Genomic DNA, 13,365 nt, shown 5'->3' on the forward strand with positions numbered 1-13,365 from the left:
TGATCGGGCTTACGCTCGTGCTGCTTGGGGCTGCCGCAAGCGTGTGGGCACTTGCGCGCTACGACCGCGCTGCAGTCTTCCTGGGCATCGCAACGGCGAAGCCGGCACCGCTCGTGAGCGCGCCCCAACCGAGCGCCGCGCCCGTCCCGGCAGCGCCTGCCCAGCCCCTGACCCCCGCCGATCAAGGGCGGGTTGCTCAACTTGAGCAACGGCTTGCGGCGGTGGAGCGCACGACCCAGATGGCTGCCGGCTCCGCAGGCCGCGCGGACGCGCTGGTGGTTGCCTTTGCCGCGCGGCGTGCCATCGATCGCGGAGTCCCGCTCGGCTTCATCGAAAATCTGCTCGTCGACCGTTTCGGCGCCCAGCATCAGCGCGCGGTCGCGACCGTCATCAGTGCGGGCCGGACGCCCGTTCGCCTGCAGCAGCTGAAGGATGAATATGCGGCGCTCGAGCCGGAGCTGCGCGGCGGCGGAGCGCGGGAAAGCTGGTGGTCAAGCTTCCGCCGCGGCTTCAGCTCCTTGCTGGAAATTCGGCATGCCGAGCAGCCGTCGGCCAAGCCTGAAACCCGCTACCTTCGCGCGTCCGACCGCTTGTCGGACGGCGACGTCGAGGGAGCGTTGGCCGAGACCATGCGCCTGCCCGGCGCCCCGGCCGCCGGAGCGTGGGTTGCCAAGGCACGGCGATACGTCGCTTCTCACCAGGCGCTCGATGAACTTGAAGGTGCGGCACTGATGGCAGGGTCGGCGCGCTAGCACGGACGCAGAGATGATGATGCCACTTCGAACCTTGCTGACGACGGCGGTGGCGACTCTCGGCACTTTGGTGAGCGCGTCGGCGGCGCCTCCTCCCAAGCCGAGCCGCTCTCTTGCGCCAAAGCCGCCGACACCGTCCGTCGCTGAGCCCGCAACTGCGCCGGCGGCGCTTCGTGATCAGCTCCGTACCATAACGCGCGCGTTCGACGGCTCGTCGGGCATCGCGATCGTGTCGCTTCGCGACGGCTGGGAAGCGAGCTGGAATGGCGACAAGCTGTTCCCGCAGCAGAGTTGCTCCAAGCTCTGGGTGGCGATCACGGCGATGGACGCAGTGGACCGTGGGAGAATCCGGCTGTCGAACAAGGTCACGCTGACGCGCGACGACCTAACCCTGTTCCACCAGCCGATCCGGCAGAAGATCCTGACGGGGCCTTACACCACGACCCTCGGCGCACTGCTGTTCCAGGCGGTCACTGAGAGCGACAATACTGCCAACGACCGCCTGTTGCGCGCGGTTGGAGGGTCAGAAGCCGTACGCGCCATGATCGCGCGTAAGGGCCTTGGCGCAATTCGCTTCTACGAAGGCGAGCGCAAGCTCCAGTCGCGGATCGCGGGGCTGACTTGGCAGCCGAGCTATTCCTACGGAAATGCATTCGAGACCGCGCGCGCCGCCCTGCCGATGCCAGTCAGGCAAGCTGCGTTCGATCGCTATCTTACCAACCCCTATGACGGTGCAGCGCCACGGGCGGTTGCGAATGCCCTCGCGCGCCTGAAGGCGGGACAGTTGTTGTCGCCAACCTCAACGGCGGAATTGCTGTCGATTATGGGCAGCACCCGCACCGGCAAGCTTCGCGTGCGGGCGGGCTTGGCCCCCGGGTGGAGCTGGAATCACAAAACGGGCACTGGGCAGCAGCTTGGCGGCCGAATCGGCGGGATCAATGACATCGGCCTGCTCACGGCACCGGACGGCGCCATTTACGCGATGTCGATCATGACGGTGCCGAACAGGGCCGACGGTGGCGCACAGGATCTTATGCAGGCCGTCGCAAGAGCGGTGATCGCCCAGCATCGCACCAGAAGGGCACGCCAAGTCTAGAAAATGGAGCGGGCGAAGGGATTCGAACCCTCGACCCCAACCTTGGCAAGGTTGAAAGGCGGCCCATCATGATGGCCAAGACGCCTCTACGCTCCCCTATTGCATGCCTCATATTGGCCATGATGTTGCTTGCTGTTTCACTCACCGTTACCTGATCCGCTACCTAAATTTTGCTAGGTAGCGCGTGTGCCAAGGTTTACCGATCAAAGTGTTCGTTCCATCAAGCCTCCGATCACTGGTCAGGCTGAGCACGCAGATGATTTGGTGCAAGGCTTGCGCCTTCGCGTAGGCGCAGGCGGACGGAAGGCTTGGATCGTCCGGACCAGAGTGGCTGGTAAGCCCACCAACAAAAAGCTTGGGACATTCCCGGTTCTCGGCGTCGCTGAAGCGCGGACAGCCGCTCGAACCTTCCTGGCGATGGCAGCTCAGCAGGGTCCGGGACGAGCCAATCACTCGTTTGGCGAGCTAGCGAAACACTGGATCGATCATGTTGCTCGCGTCAAAAACAAGAGTTGGCGCAATCAAGAACGCCGCATAGAAATTTACCTGCTGCCGGTCTGGAAGGATCGTGAGCTAAGTTCCATACGCCGCTCGGATGTCCGGGACCTCGTTGATGGGATTGAGGGGGAGGTGGCACCCGGCCGTGCTCTTGCGATGGCAAAGACATTGTTCCGGTACGCTCTGACTCGAGATTGGATCGATGCGTCTCCGGCTGACGGGATTCCGGCCCCTAGGGCAGACACACCTCGGGATCGCTTCCTGCGCATGGATGAGGTGCATCGGGTCTACATAGCCGCGGATCTGCTCGGCTATCCCTTTGCTGGCTTCATCAAAATGCTCCTTCTCACGGGACAGCGCCGGACCGAGGTAGCCGCAATGCGCTGGGATCAAATCGATCTAGACACTTCCTCTTGGATCCTCTCAAGAGAAGAGACGAAGTCGGCCCGGCAACACCTTGTTCCACTGTCGCAATTAGCTCGGGAGGTGCTTCGCGCCACACCGCGGCTCGGGCCGTACGTATGGACGAGCGACGGTCAGACGCACGTAAAGGGGTTCAGCAAGGCGAAGGCTGCACTTGATCGTTTTCTAGCTTCTGAAAATGCGGGCGATATCAAGCCCTGGCGCCTACATGACCTAAGACGTTCGGTCGCCACTCACCTAGTTCGGCTGGGGACCTCTGAAGTGGTTGTAGGGCGTATACTCAACCACGCGGCTCGAGGTGTTACCGCCCGAACATACGCCCTACACAGCTACGAGCCTGAAAAGCGGAAAGCACTTGAGCAGTGGTCTGCTGAGATCCTGCGACTTCTACCTCAATCCTAGGCAGCAAAAACAATGGTTAAGCGAGCACGGGCGCCATTTCGTCCTTTTGCCACCGGCGCGCTCGCTGGCCGATTACCGGTAAGCTTTTTAGTTCGCTACCTCGAAGAAGCGAAACAGTACTTAACGCGAGATGTCAGCGATGGGATGGAAGGCACTACTTCTCGAGCAGCAGCCACCAGTCGCGAGATAGGCCAGGTGCTGGGCTTGTTAGCCGACGCGCTAAATGTCGATGGGTCAGGCGACTTCAGTTTGGAGTTCGTCAAGCGGCGCCCAGGTCGGCCCACTAAAGGTCTCCGTGTGGATAGAAAGGCGCTTAGGGCAGCAATTTTTGTCGAAGATCAGGTGGAACAGGGCATCAAGCAAGAGGCAGCCATAGCGGCTGCTAAAGCAGAATTCGATGCGCCTAGAACCGCTATCTACAGTGCCTTAGCAAGTTTGCGGCGTTCGAAAAAGAACAAGAGCAGCCTGTACAATCGGGTCATCTCCGCGACTCAGTCCAGAAAATGAAGCGGGATTCCTGAACGCGGTTGTTGCTGACGGCGCTTGAGCGCTCGTTATGTATCTCGGCTCCTCATCACTGGAGAGCCGCAATGCAGGATGAAGCCTTCCTTACCGAGAGCCGAACGACACAGCTTACGACCTTAAGCCGCGCAACCATCAATCGAAAAGTTGCTCGTGGTGAATTCCCAGCTCCGATCTACATTTCCGCGCGGCGCAAAGCTTGGAGAGAGTCCGCGGTTCGTGCCTGGATGGAAGAGCGCGCCGCCCGTTCTGCCGATCAGTAGCTGAGTCCGCCGAGAAGGTCGGCCTTAACTGATGAGTATGCAGCCGCGACTTACGGAGCAGCTGAACGGCTTAGTTGTCGATAGCTGGCTGCGGCGATTTTACCCTTGGGGCAAGCGCAATCGTTTGGGTTCCACCCGAGAACAAGCGAGACGTGGCTTAAGCCCCCGCATCAAGACCACCATTGCCTATGTCACTGCCCAGGATCCGGAACGCGGCCTCCTGTGCGCTGCCGTTGATCCTGGCGCTCGCGACGTCTTTTGCCGAGTCGAGCATCTCAAGTTCGCTGCATTCCTTGCGCCGTTTAGGTCGGTCGAAGGGGCGCAGGCGGCACTCGAAGCTGCTGGTGGAACGATACAGTAGATGGAGGTGGGTGGCACCTTTTCGGAATGGCAGCCCCGATATGCGGAGCACACCATTGCGACATTTCCGGTGAAGGAGAAGCGCCCCGCTGTTAAGAACTATCTGAAGCTCGGCCTGCTCTATTCCAGCCAGCTAGCGATCAAGTTTCCTGAAGCCGAGAGCTTCGGTTTTGCGTGCCGCCATAATCGTATCACAGTTCTCGACGTCGATTGTTCTGATGAGCGTCTGCTGGCTGACGCGATGGACGAGTTTGGAACTTCCCCGTTTGTGGTGCGCAGCGGTTCCGGCAACTTCCAAGTGTGGTATCGCCACGGCGGGGAGCGGCGGAAGGTTAGACCTGATCCCTCACGGCCTATCGACATCCTTGGCGATGGGTTCGTGGTCGCACCGCCCTCCCGGGGCACAAAGGGCTACTACAGCATCATTGAGGGCTGTTTAGACGATCTGGCCCGCCTTCCAAGAATGCGGCACTCCACAGTCGCCCGGTGCGACCCTGCCGCTGTTTGCGCTGCCGGGTTGGTTGGCGCGGGCCAGCGTAATGACCAGCTGTGGACAGCCTGCATGAAGCGGGCAAGCTCATGCGGGAGCTTCGACGAGCTGCTGGAGATCGGCATGCACCTGAATCAAGCAGAGTTTTACGAACCCTTGCCCGCCGACGAAGTGCTTAAGGTGGTCGCAAGTGCTTGGCAGAAGGAGTGCACCGGCGAAAACTGGTTTGGGCGTGGAGCTCGGGTGGTGTGGGCGACAGAAGACATCGACACCCTTCTCCGCAACGATCCCGACGCCTTCATTCTGCTGACGATCCTCAAGCGCCACCACTGGGGACCGCGCAAATTCGTTATCGCAAATGCAATGGCCGACACGATGCCGGGCGGGGGGTGGTCAAGAAAGCGGTTCGCGGCAACTCGCCATCGCCTCGAACGAATGGGAGTGATCCAGGAACACCGGCCTGCAAGCCGTCAGCACGGACCAGCCCTGTATCAATTCAAGGGTGGCCGCAGATGACTACCAATAAGAAACTCTACACCCCTCTCCTCTTGTCCCCTCGACACTGATGGGCCGTTCAGCGGCGCGTCGTCGGCGGCCAGCTTGGGAACGACAAGCTGGAGCACTGCTCATCGAAAGGGTCTTACCGTAGCCGGGTGCGACGGACAGGGCACTCACAGGAGCGGCGCGGGGTATCCGAGAGCAGACGCTTGGCTTGAGGCGAGCAAGGCTGGGTATCCGACGTTCGCTGGTTGGGCCGTCACGTCCGGAGAGACCCACAATCGGACAATCAGGCCCGGATCGCCGGTGCCTGATAGCCGACGCTCCTTCAGGTGCCGCTGATGTCCCGAACTTGCCGGAGGGAACCGCCGCATCTGAGAGGAATCGCTGACCGCACTCGCATCCTCATCTCAGAGTATATATTTTCGGCTTCATGATCGCCTGATGACTGGCCCCGCCGCGACAGAAGAGGATCTCAAACTTGCAGTGGAGCGATCGGGTGGGGATTGGAACCGTCTACAACATGATCTGGCGCTTCGACGAACACAGATCGAGGCACAATTAGCAAACAACAGAATGCAGGCCTTTGAACTAGGTCTAACAGGGACTCCCGGGTACCTGATCGGATCAATCTTGGTTCGCGGAGCCCTCACGGAACGGGAGTTCTTGCGCGTGTTCGACAAGGCTCGTGAGGCGAGATGAGTGTCGGCAATGTTGTGGAAGGGACGTTGGCTGAATGTCGGCAATGGGTCGAAAGCAGACATTAGGTCATGTATCTAAGCCAAGCCATGTACGCTTGAGAACGGAACCAGAGCACAGTTGCAGCTAACAAGTTGAGTAAATTTCCGTTTACCACTTCACTGTTCTCACTTAGTCTCCCCGTAAACAGGGGGTGATTCTATATGCGGTATCTGCGTGCTTTGGCTGCTGGCGTCCTTGCGGCCACAATGATCCCAACCGTCGGCAGCGCTGCCGTTGTGAAATACGCCTTCGCTCCAGTGGGCGGCACCCTCTCGTATGACCCCAGCGTCGCTGAGGCCATCAGCGGCTCATTCATCCGCCCCGGCTACGGTGGTACCTTCACTTTTGACACGGCTACGAATAGCCTCCTTGGCTTTGAATACGGCTTCCCCTTGTCGCTTAATTGGGGCGCAGGACCAGACGACTTCCCAAAGGATGCCGTAATAAATTTATTCGGTAGCGCAGGTCCGTGTGATCTTCAGTGCTTTACTGACGCGATCAACGCGAGCTCGTATTCCATCGAATTTGTGCAAACAACCGTCAGGCTAAATTTCGGCGGAGCGCTAAATGGCACCGTCACTGGGACTGGTGGGTTTGGCGTGGGTCGCCCGATCTCAGCGACTGGCAATTTCCACGTCACCGGGAGCGTGCCCGAGCCATCCACTTGGGGGCTGCTGCTGTTTGGGTTCACCGCGATCGGGGTCGGCATGCGGCGCTCCCGCAAAGCGAACTTCCGCACCCTTCTTTCGGCAGATTAGCGACGTTGCGATGGCGCTTTCCAGTGGCACTTCCCTACAGCGTTCGTAAACATACAAAAGACGCCCGGAGCTACCGAGCTAAGACGGGCTTCGGGGTCGAAAGCAGACGTTCGTCGTTGATCTCTGATGACCCTACCGCATACGCCTGATGGTCGATATTTCGTGCAAATCGGGAAGGCTGGTCCGAGGCTGTGGCGAGCTGCCAATCCTCACCTCTGCGCAGAGGAGCGACAACGGCTCACCCGCCACCTGATGAGAGCGCGGCGGCAAGTTTCCTCTGCAACGGTGGAAGAAGAACGCAAACTTGCCCGAGCTGCCGTTGACGAGGCGAAATGTGGTTTAGGTGAACGTGGTCCAGTGTGGTGGGATGATGGCTCTCCTGACTGCAACAGGGTGCTGGTCAAGAACTCTCCCTACGCTGAGTGGTGGTCCAGCACTCAGAAGAAAACCTAGTTTGGCGAAGTGGCTGGCGCATCGTGCGTGAGATAGCGCTTGACCCCAAGATAAGCGCATAAGCACTCGTTAGCCGATTGGTGCTATCCGGTGGCTCATGAAGCGCCACTTTGCTCTTACTATCACACTCTTCCTGACCGAGCCTGGCTTTGCACAGGAGATCGTCTCCGGCGTCGGAAAGGCCGCTGATGGCGACACCTTGACCCTTGGCGCGGACCGTATTCGGCTATTTGGAATAGACGCTCCGGAGCTTAATCAAACTTGCGAGCGCTCTGGGCAAAGGTGGAACTGCGGCGAGGAAGCCAAGGTGCGCTTGGCTTCGCTTATCTCTCGGGGGATCTCGTGCTCAACGAACGGCACGGACGACTTTGGCCGGTTGCTTGCCCGGTGCTCGCTGAATGGGGTCGACCTCAACCAGCTTATGGTCACCTCAGGCTTCGCAGTGGCATTCCGGCGCTACTCGTTGGATTATGTCAGCGCAGAGGAAAAGGCACGAGCAGCTAAGCGCGGCATCTGGGCTGGATCATTCCAGATGCCATCCGATTACCGGCAATCTGGACGGGGAGGTAGACCAGATAAGTGGGTCGTCACTACGAACCGTGTGGGTCCGATTTCGCGAGCTGCTGAGGAAGCAACAAGCAGCTCAAATTCCCTCCGCACCGCCTGTGACATCAAGGGCAATCGTAACCGTAAGGGGCAGTGGATCTACCATATGCCGGAAATGCCGTACTATGGCTCAACACGGGCCGAACAGATGTTTTGCAGTGAGGCCGAGGCCCAAGCTGCAGGGTACCGCCGAGCAATCGTCCGCTGACTTGCCTGAGCCGCCGCGGGTTAGCGCTCTGATTTGGGATTATCGTGGATCATCCACCACACAATAGCGGAAGCAATGATTGCAGCCGCTGGGGGAAACACTGCCAGTGCCAGGAAAATGGCAAACGCGATTGCCAGCATGGCGACTAAGAGCAGACTGCCCTTCATCTGCTAATCTGACCGGGTTGCGGAAGATCGTCTAATCCAACTATCAGTAGTACGATCGCACACCATCAAGTCAGGATAGGGCCGGCACAACAGCCCAGCCGCATCCGGCGGACCATCAAGCCAGTCACCCCAATGCTCGCGCTTCAGGATCACCGGCATGCGGTCGTGAACATGGGCGACGTGGATGCACGCCTCAGTCATCACCATCGAATAAGCCGCGCCCCATTCCGGCGTGTCGCGCCATAGACCAGCAACGGCGAACACCTCCTGATCGGGAAGAGTGAACCAGGTCCGGGTCTTGGCCCCCTTCTCCCCCTCGGCTTCGGCGAACGACGATATGGGGATGAGGCAGCGCCGCTCCTGAAAGCTGAAGCGCCACATGAAGGTGTCGAGCTTGTCGGCCCGAGCATTGTTGACCGGCTTGGGCTTCAGCGGCTGGCCATTCTTGCCCTTCAGCACCAAGGGAAAGCCCCAGATCATCGAGCGCACCTGGAGGGCTTTTGCCGAACCGCCTCCGGCTTGGGGCGCAACAACAATACCCGGATAGCCGGGATAGACCTCACCGCCGCCCGCATTGCCGACGTCGCCAAGCGTGGCGTCGAACAGCTGGGCGATCTCGGCATTCGACTTCTTGAGACGGTAGAGGTTGCACATGACGGACAGCTTATCGGAAGCTGCGCCTTGCTCAATCCCGCAAGCGCCGATGCAGCTGCTTCCACGCCGCCTCGCCCTGCGGGAACGGGTCGGAGCCCGGCTTGTCAGGAACAGCGCTCAGGTGCGCATTGCGGGCGCCGCACTGCTTGCAAACCAGCCGGGTGCTGAGGCTGGCAAGGTTCGGGTTCCAGCTGCGAAGCATGCAGAAGCGGGCAAAGCGTTCGGCATGGAACAGCCTAACATGCTGGCAGGTGCGGCACTCGATCTTCAGGCTTGCCTTGTTGCGGGCAAGGTCGTGCAGGTCCTTGAGGCGGGTATTGGCCGACACGTCACAATGGCAACGGCATCTGGTTGACGTCCGGCACCGTCAGAGGCTCGTCCAGCCGCTCGATGATCGTCGCCGCCAGTGCATCGGCCGCCCGCTCCCGCAACGCCGCGTCGCGTACGGTCAGGCCAAGGCGCACCCAGGTCGGGGAGGTCTGAAGAATCAGGGAAAGTCGTTCTCGGTCCATTTGCTGGTGAGAACATAACAGGAACGGTTCGGCAAGACGTCGACTCAGCCGAGGTCCGCTTGGGATTGATCGCCGACCCTCAGCGAACGTCCGGAATGGGTGGAAAGTGGACGTTAGTTGTAGGCCCTCGGGAAGCGCAGGTTCTACCAGTACAGGCCAGTTTTGAGACATTGCTGCCACCGACGATATGCTCTCGCCTTGCCCGTGCTGTCGCTGGCGAGTGCAGCGTCAGCCTGAAACTTTTGCTCACACTCCTTACGATCACCTTTGGCAGCAGCGCCCTTCGCCTTTGCCGTGGCCGTCGTGGCTGGACCCAGAAGCGCCCTCATCTCGGGTGATTGAGCGTAAGCGGCCGGATTTTTCCCATCCTCGTCGCGTGCATTCCGGCTTGCACCGTGCTCCAGAAGGATCTTAGCCGCGTCAAGGCGATCTCGCTCAGCCGCAATATGAAGAAGGGTGGTCCCACCGTCCTTCGCGTTAGCATCCACGCAATCATCGAGCAGCGCCGCCAGTTCTTCCGGATGATTGTACCAGATCGCGTCGCGCGCCTTCAAGATTGGTCGAAGCGCAGGCGATCGGCCGTCGTTGACCTTCTCCGCGCGAACCGCGGCACACATACCAGCGCCATTTTTTGGACCGGGCGCAGACCGCGTCGGCTGAGCTGGCAGATCACTCGCAATTTCGTCCGCAGATGCTCCGGTCGTCGCTCGTGTTTCCTGAGCCTGTGCTTTGGCCAGCAGCACCTTAATCGTGCTTGTCATCGCCATGTCGTAAGGCGTCGATCCGCGGGCAGACTTCAAGGTGGGGTCCGCTCCACGCTGCAGCAGTGCTCTGACCATCTCCAGATTGCCATTGTCAGCCGCGTAGTGGAGCAGCGAGTACCCTTCGTCTGTCTGCATGTTGATGTCGAACTGACCGCTGTCGATCAGCTTCAGAGCATCCTCATTCTTCTTGATGCCCATGTAGTAACGAGCATCGTCAAACGGGTCCCCAGCCATCGCGCTGGTGGAAACGAGCGCCAGCGCTCCGGCGGCAACAAGCAAACGCAACTTCATGAAACAACCCCTGAATTCGGCACGCACCCAATTAGACTTAAGCGCCTACTGAACCTCCGTGCCTTTCCAAAAGGTTAGTTGACGAAATTCCTTCTTTCTACTGCGATGTGATGCAGAATGAGCGTCCCATAGCCTACGCAATGGGTGGAACGCGGACGTTGGTCGCTTTACCATGTGCGCATGGATGCCTCAGCATTTGAGCTTCGGTGCAAGCGTGCATTGCGCAACGGCACGTGGTTTGCAGGAGTTTTCACCGCAGGATGTGCCTTCCTGACGATAGCTCTACGCGCGGGTTGGTATGGACGTGCACAGGATGCCAGCCTGACTGCTGCTCTCACACTACTGGGAGCTTTCCTGTTCATCGCGGCGCTGCTGGCTAGAAGGGTCTTTCTGCCGAAACCCTGAATGTCCGCAATGGGTCGATTGCAGACCTTCGCTGAAAGGCCGGAATGGGTGGAAAGCAGACATAAGCGGGATAAGCTTGATCGGCACAACCTGGCCGAACGCAGCCTGCCGGAATTTGGCTCGAGATTGCTCATCCGGCCGGATCAGATTCTTCTTCCCAGCAGCTGACCTTGGACACGTCGGTCATTCAACTCCAGCCAGCACTGAGGGGTCAGCCCCCGATGCTGACCCACCCACTGTTAACGCGTAGCCGTTCAGACAGCCCGGTTCTTAGTGACGAGCCGGTAGAGGAACAGGAGAAGGATGGCGCCCGCCGTCGCAATCACGATATTGAGGATATTGCCGCCGCCGATACCAAGCTGGCTGGCGACAAATCCGCCAACCACACCCCCCACAATGCCGATGAGGATTGTGATCAATATGCCGCCTGGATCCTTGCCAGGCATAATCCACTTGGCAAGCACGCCAGCGATCAAACCGACGATGATCCAGCCCAGAATACCATATTCCATGCAGTCCTCCCTGTTCGCACTGCTCTGCCCTAGAAGCGGGACATCGAGGGGCTTAACCCGCCAAGATAGTCTCGCCAAGAGAGGTCCTGAAACTGGCTGGCCAAGCCCCGGTTCTTACGCATCGCGACGGCATCCGGAACATTCCGCACGCACCCGAACCAATTAATTGCCTATGCGTATTTGCAGTGGAAGGGTTCCAATTCTTGAGCGGGAGGTTTCTCAATGAACATCGAACAATTGCTGCAACAGACCAATGCGGCTGAGATGATTGCGCGGGAGCTTAACATTGACCCGGCAACGGCACAGGCAGGCGCCACGGCACTGCTGCCGCAGATTCTCTCCGGCTTTCAAAACCCAGTCGCTCCAACGGAGGCCCAGTCGGCGCTGTCAGGGCTTGGCGGCCTCGGCGGATTACTCGGCACGATCGGTGCTCTCGGTGGGAGCGGCTTGCTCGACAATGTCGCGTCAAGCGAGCCAACCGATATCGGCAAAGGCAATCAAATCCTGGGTCAGATCTTTGGCTCGAAGGACGGTAGTCGCGCCGTCGCCGCCGCAGCGGCCGGCACGTCCAGAGTCGAGCCATCCCTGCTCAAGAAGATGCTGCCGATCCTGGCCATGCTCGCCGCAGGCTATGTCATGAAGCAGGCCGGTCAGGGCGGTGGCCTTGGTGGCGCGCTGGGCAACATTCCTGGCGGTCAGACCCCGGCTGGACCGACGCCGGGCAGCAGTGGGGAAGCGCCGGCCGCGAGCGGCGGCATTCTGGATGATCTGATCGGAGCTGCCGGCAAGTATCTCGGTCGTTAGAGTCAACTCGCATGCGCTTGGAAGAGGAGAATGAGTCATGAGCATTTTCGGCAAGATCAAGGACGCGATTTTCGGCAAGAAGGCTGCCCCGGCTCCGGAAACCACGTCAAAGGCTCCCGCAGGCGGCGGCACGACGACAACGGCTCCGGCCCCGACCGCTCAGCCGCAGGCGCAAGTTGATGTCGAGCAAGTGCTGAACGGGATCGCTGCCTCGAAAGGCAACCCCGATCTCAACTGGCGGACTTCCATCGTCGACCTGATGAAGCTGCTGGACATGGATTCGAGCCTGGGCAACCGCAAAGAGCTTGCAACTGAGCTAGGTTATACCGGCGACAAAGACGGCAGCGCGGAAATGAACATCTGGCTGCACAAGGAGGTTATGCGGCAGCTCGCTGCCAACGGCGGCAAGGTGCCGGCCAGCATGATGGACTAATAGTGGTTCGGGGCGGCCGCCGGCGGCTGCCCCCCGATTCCAACCGAGACCATCAGCCAGGTGCGGCGGGCTTGTCCTTCCAAGCCTTTACGATGCGGCTCCCGTTCCACAGTTCGGCGGGCCGGTTGGAGCGGAGTTCTTCCGCAATCGATATGGCTACCCCGTCGCCCGGTGCATCAATGCCCACGGCAGGCTCAAACCGGTGCGTAAGACTGCTCACCAAATAAAGGCGATAGCTCGTCATTATCGGTATCGACGGATTATTGGTGATGGAGGCAGCCCCGAGCGGCGGTGCCGCTGCGGGGTCGCCGTTCCATAAGGTCTAGCTGTTGTCCTCGATCTCGGCGCCAGGGCCGTTCTTCTTGAAGGATTAAATGGCAGCAATCGCCGAGGATTTGTTGGTATAGCCCTCGGTCGCGAACATCGTTTCCGAATTATATTTGAAGCGGACGCGATACTCGCCCTTCTTGTCCTTATGAATCTCAAACTTATGCGGCATGTAGAATCCCCCGATTTGGTTCAGTCGACGATGAAGGTGACGGCCAGCGTTACCCGCCATTCGGTGACTGATCCGTTCCGAACGACAGCCTTGGTGTCCTTGACCCAAGCGCCCTCGATATTCTTCACCGTCTCACCGACCTTGGCGATGCCGCTTTGAACGGCGTCCTCAATGCCCTTGGCCGAGCTAGTGATCACTTCAATCGTCTTGGCGACTGCCATTTACTTCTCCCTTTTCACAAAATGACGTCAATG

General features: G+C 59.6%; 16 protein-coding genes, 1 tRNA gene and 1 pseudogene. 10 read left to right on the top strand and 8 right to left on the bottom strand.

The genetic code is table 11. The features are described from left to right. Positions 1-41: 41 nt before the first annotated feature. Positions 42-752, top strand: coding sequence for a hypothetical protein (locus tag G7077_RS06740; RefSeq protein WP_166411033.1), 711 nt, complete (start codon positions 42-44; stop codon positions 750-752). 13 nt (positions 753-765) lie between these two features. Further along, positions 766-1,848: a serine hydrolase gene (locus G7077_RS06745; RefSeq protein WP_246167088.1), complete on the top strand. Its 1,083-nt coding sequence runs from the start codon at positions 766-768 to the stop codon at positions 1,846-1,848. Positions 1,849-1,852: 4 nt separating this feature from the next. On the opposite strand, the gene G7077_RS06750 is transcribed toward G7077_RS06745, so the two are convergent. After that, a tRNA-Gly gene (locus G7077_RS06750) sits at positions 1,853-1,944 on the bottom strand. A 90-nt stretch (positions 1,945-2,034) separates the two neighbouring features. On the opposite strand from G7077_RS06750, the gene G7077_RS14505 reads away from it, so the two are divergent. The 6 genes from G7077_RS14505 to G7077_RS06780 all read left to right on the top strand — a co-directional run bounded on the left by G7077_RS14505 (position 2,035) and on the right by G7077_RS06780 (position 8,070). Next, complete coding sequence (locus G7077_RS14505) at positions 2,035-3,171, top strand: tyrosine-type recombinase/integrase (protein WP_166411034.1); 1,137 nt, start codon at positions 2,035-2,037, stop codon at positions 3,169-3,171. Between the two features lie 12 nt (positions 3,172-3,183). Next, positions 3,184-3,678: a hypothetical protein gene (locus G7077_RS06760; RefSeq protein WP_166411035.1), complete on the top strand. Its 495-nt coding sequence runs from the start codon at positions 3,184-3,186 to the stop codon at positions 3,676-3,678. A gap of 83 nt (positions 3,679-3,761) precedes the next feature. Beyond that, complete coding sequence (locus G7077_RS06765) at positions 3,762-3,956, top strand: helix-turn-helix transcriptional regulator (protein ID WP_166411036.1); 195 nt, start codon at positions 3,762-3,764, stop codon at positions 3,954-3,956. A 367-nt stretch (positions 3,957-4,323) separates the two neighbouring features. After that, positions 4,324-5,322, top strand: a complete 999-nt coding sequence (locus G7077_RS06770) for a bifunctional DNA primase/polymerase (RefSeq protein ID WP_166411037.1) — start codon at positions 4,324-4,326, stop codon at positions 5,320-5,322. Positions 5,323-6,251: 929 nt separating this feature from the next. Continuing rightward, positions 6,252-6,803, top strand: coding sequence for a PEP-CTERM sorting domain-containing protein (locus G7077_RS06775; RefSeq protein ID WP_166411038.1), 552 nt, complete (start codon positions 6,252-6,254; stop codon positions 6,801-6,803). Positions 6,804-7,353: 550 nt separating this feature from the next. After that, positions 7,354-8,070: a thermonuclease family protein gene (locus tag G7077_RS06780; RefSeq protein ID WP_166411039.1), complete on the top strand. Its 717-nt coding sequence runs from the start codon at positions 7,354-7,356 to the stop codon at positions 8,068-8,070. A 170-nt stretch (positions 8,071-8,240) separates the two neighbouring features. Here G7077_RS06780 and G7077_RS06785 read toward each other — a convergent pair whose 3' ends face one another. From G7077_RS06785 to G7077_RS06805, 5 genes are all read right to left on the bottom strand, one after another. Continuing rightward, positions 8,241-8,891 carry an SOS response-associated peptidase gene (locus tag G7077_RS06785; protein ID WP_166411040.1) on the bottom strand — a complete coding sequence of 217 codons (651 nt, stop codon included), beginning with the start codon at positions 8,889-8,891 and terminating at the stop codon, positions 8,241-8,243. A 31-nt stretch (positions 8,892-8,922) separates the two neighbouring features. Then, positions 8,923-9,219, bottom strand: coding sequence for a hypothetical protein (locus G7077_RS06790; protein WP_166411041.1), 297 nt, complete (start codon positions 9,217-9,219; stop codon positions 8,923-8,925). A gap of 1 nt (position 9,220) precedes the next feature. Further along, positions 9,221-9,403 carry a DUF6771 family protein gene (locus G7077_RS06795; protein WP_166411042.1) on the bottom strand — a complete coding sequence of 61 codons (183 nt, stop codon included), beginning with the start codon at positions 9,401-9,403 and terminating at the stop codon, positions 9,221-9,223. 143 nt (positions 9,404-9,546) lie between these two features. Further along, entirely contained in the window at positions 9,547-10,485 is a 939-nt protein-coding gene (locus tag G7077_RS06800; protein WP_166411043.1) for an ankyrin repeat domain-containing protein, read from the bottom strand. Between the two features lie 632 nt (positions 10,486-11,117). Beyond that, positions 11,118-11,375 carry a GlsB/YeaQ/YmgE family stress response membrane protein gene (locus tag G7077_RS06805; RefSeq protein ID WP_166411044.1) on the bottom strand — a complete coding sequence of 86 codons (258 nt, stop codon included), beginning with the start codon at positions 11,373-11,375 and terminating at the stop codon, positions 11,118-11,120. Between the two features lie 222 nt (positions 11,376-11,597). Between G7077_RS06805 and G7077_RS06810 the strand changes: the two genes are divergently transcribed. Both G7077_RS06810 and G7077_RS06815 read left to right on the top strand, forming a co-directional pair. Further along, positions 11,598-12,179, top strand: a complete 582-nt coding sequence (locus tag G7077_RS06810; RefSeq protein ID WP_166411045.1) for a DUF937 domain-containing protein — start codon at positions 11,598-11,600, stop codon at positions 12,177-12,179. Between the two features lie 37 nt (positions 12,180-12,216). Next, complete coding sequence (locus G7077_RS06815) at positions 12,217-12,612, top strand: DUF3597 domain-containing protein (protein WP_166411046.1); 396 nt, start codon at positions 12,217-12,219, stop codon at positions 12,610-12,612. 373 nt (positions 12,613-12,985) lie between these two features. Here the strand turns inward: G7077_RS06815 and G7077_RS06820 are convergent. Both G7077_RS06820 and G7077_RS06825 read right to left on the bottom strand, forming a co-directional pair. Further along, positions 12,986-13,111, bottom strand: a pseudogene (locus G7077_RS06820) (YegP family protein); the annotation flags it as partial. A 20-nt stretch (positions 13,112-13,131) separates the two neighbouring features. Next, complete coding sequence (locus G7077_RS06825) at positions 13,132-13,332, bottom strand: dodecin family protein (protein WP_166411048.1); 201 nt, start codon at positions 13,330-13,332, stop codon at positions 13,132-13,134. Positions 13,333-13,365: the final 33 nt, after the last annotated feature.

It is taken from the genome of Sphingomonas piscis (assembly GCF_011300455.1).
Classification (GTDB): Bacteria; Pseudomonadota; Alphaproteobacteria; order Sphingomonadales; family Sphingomonadaceae; genus Sphingomicrobium; species Sphingomicrobium piscis.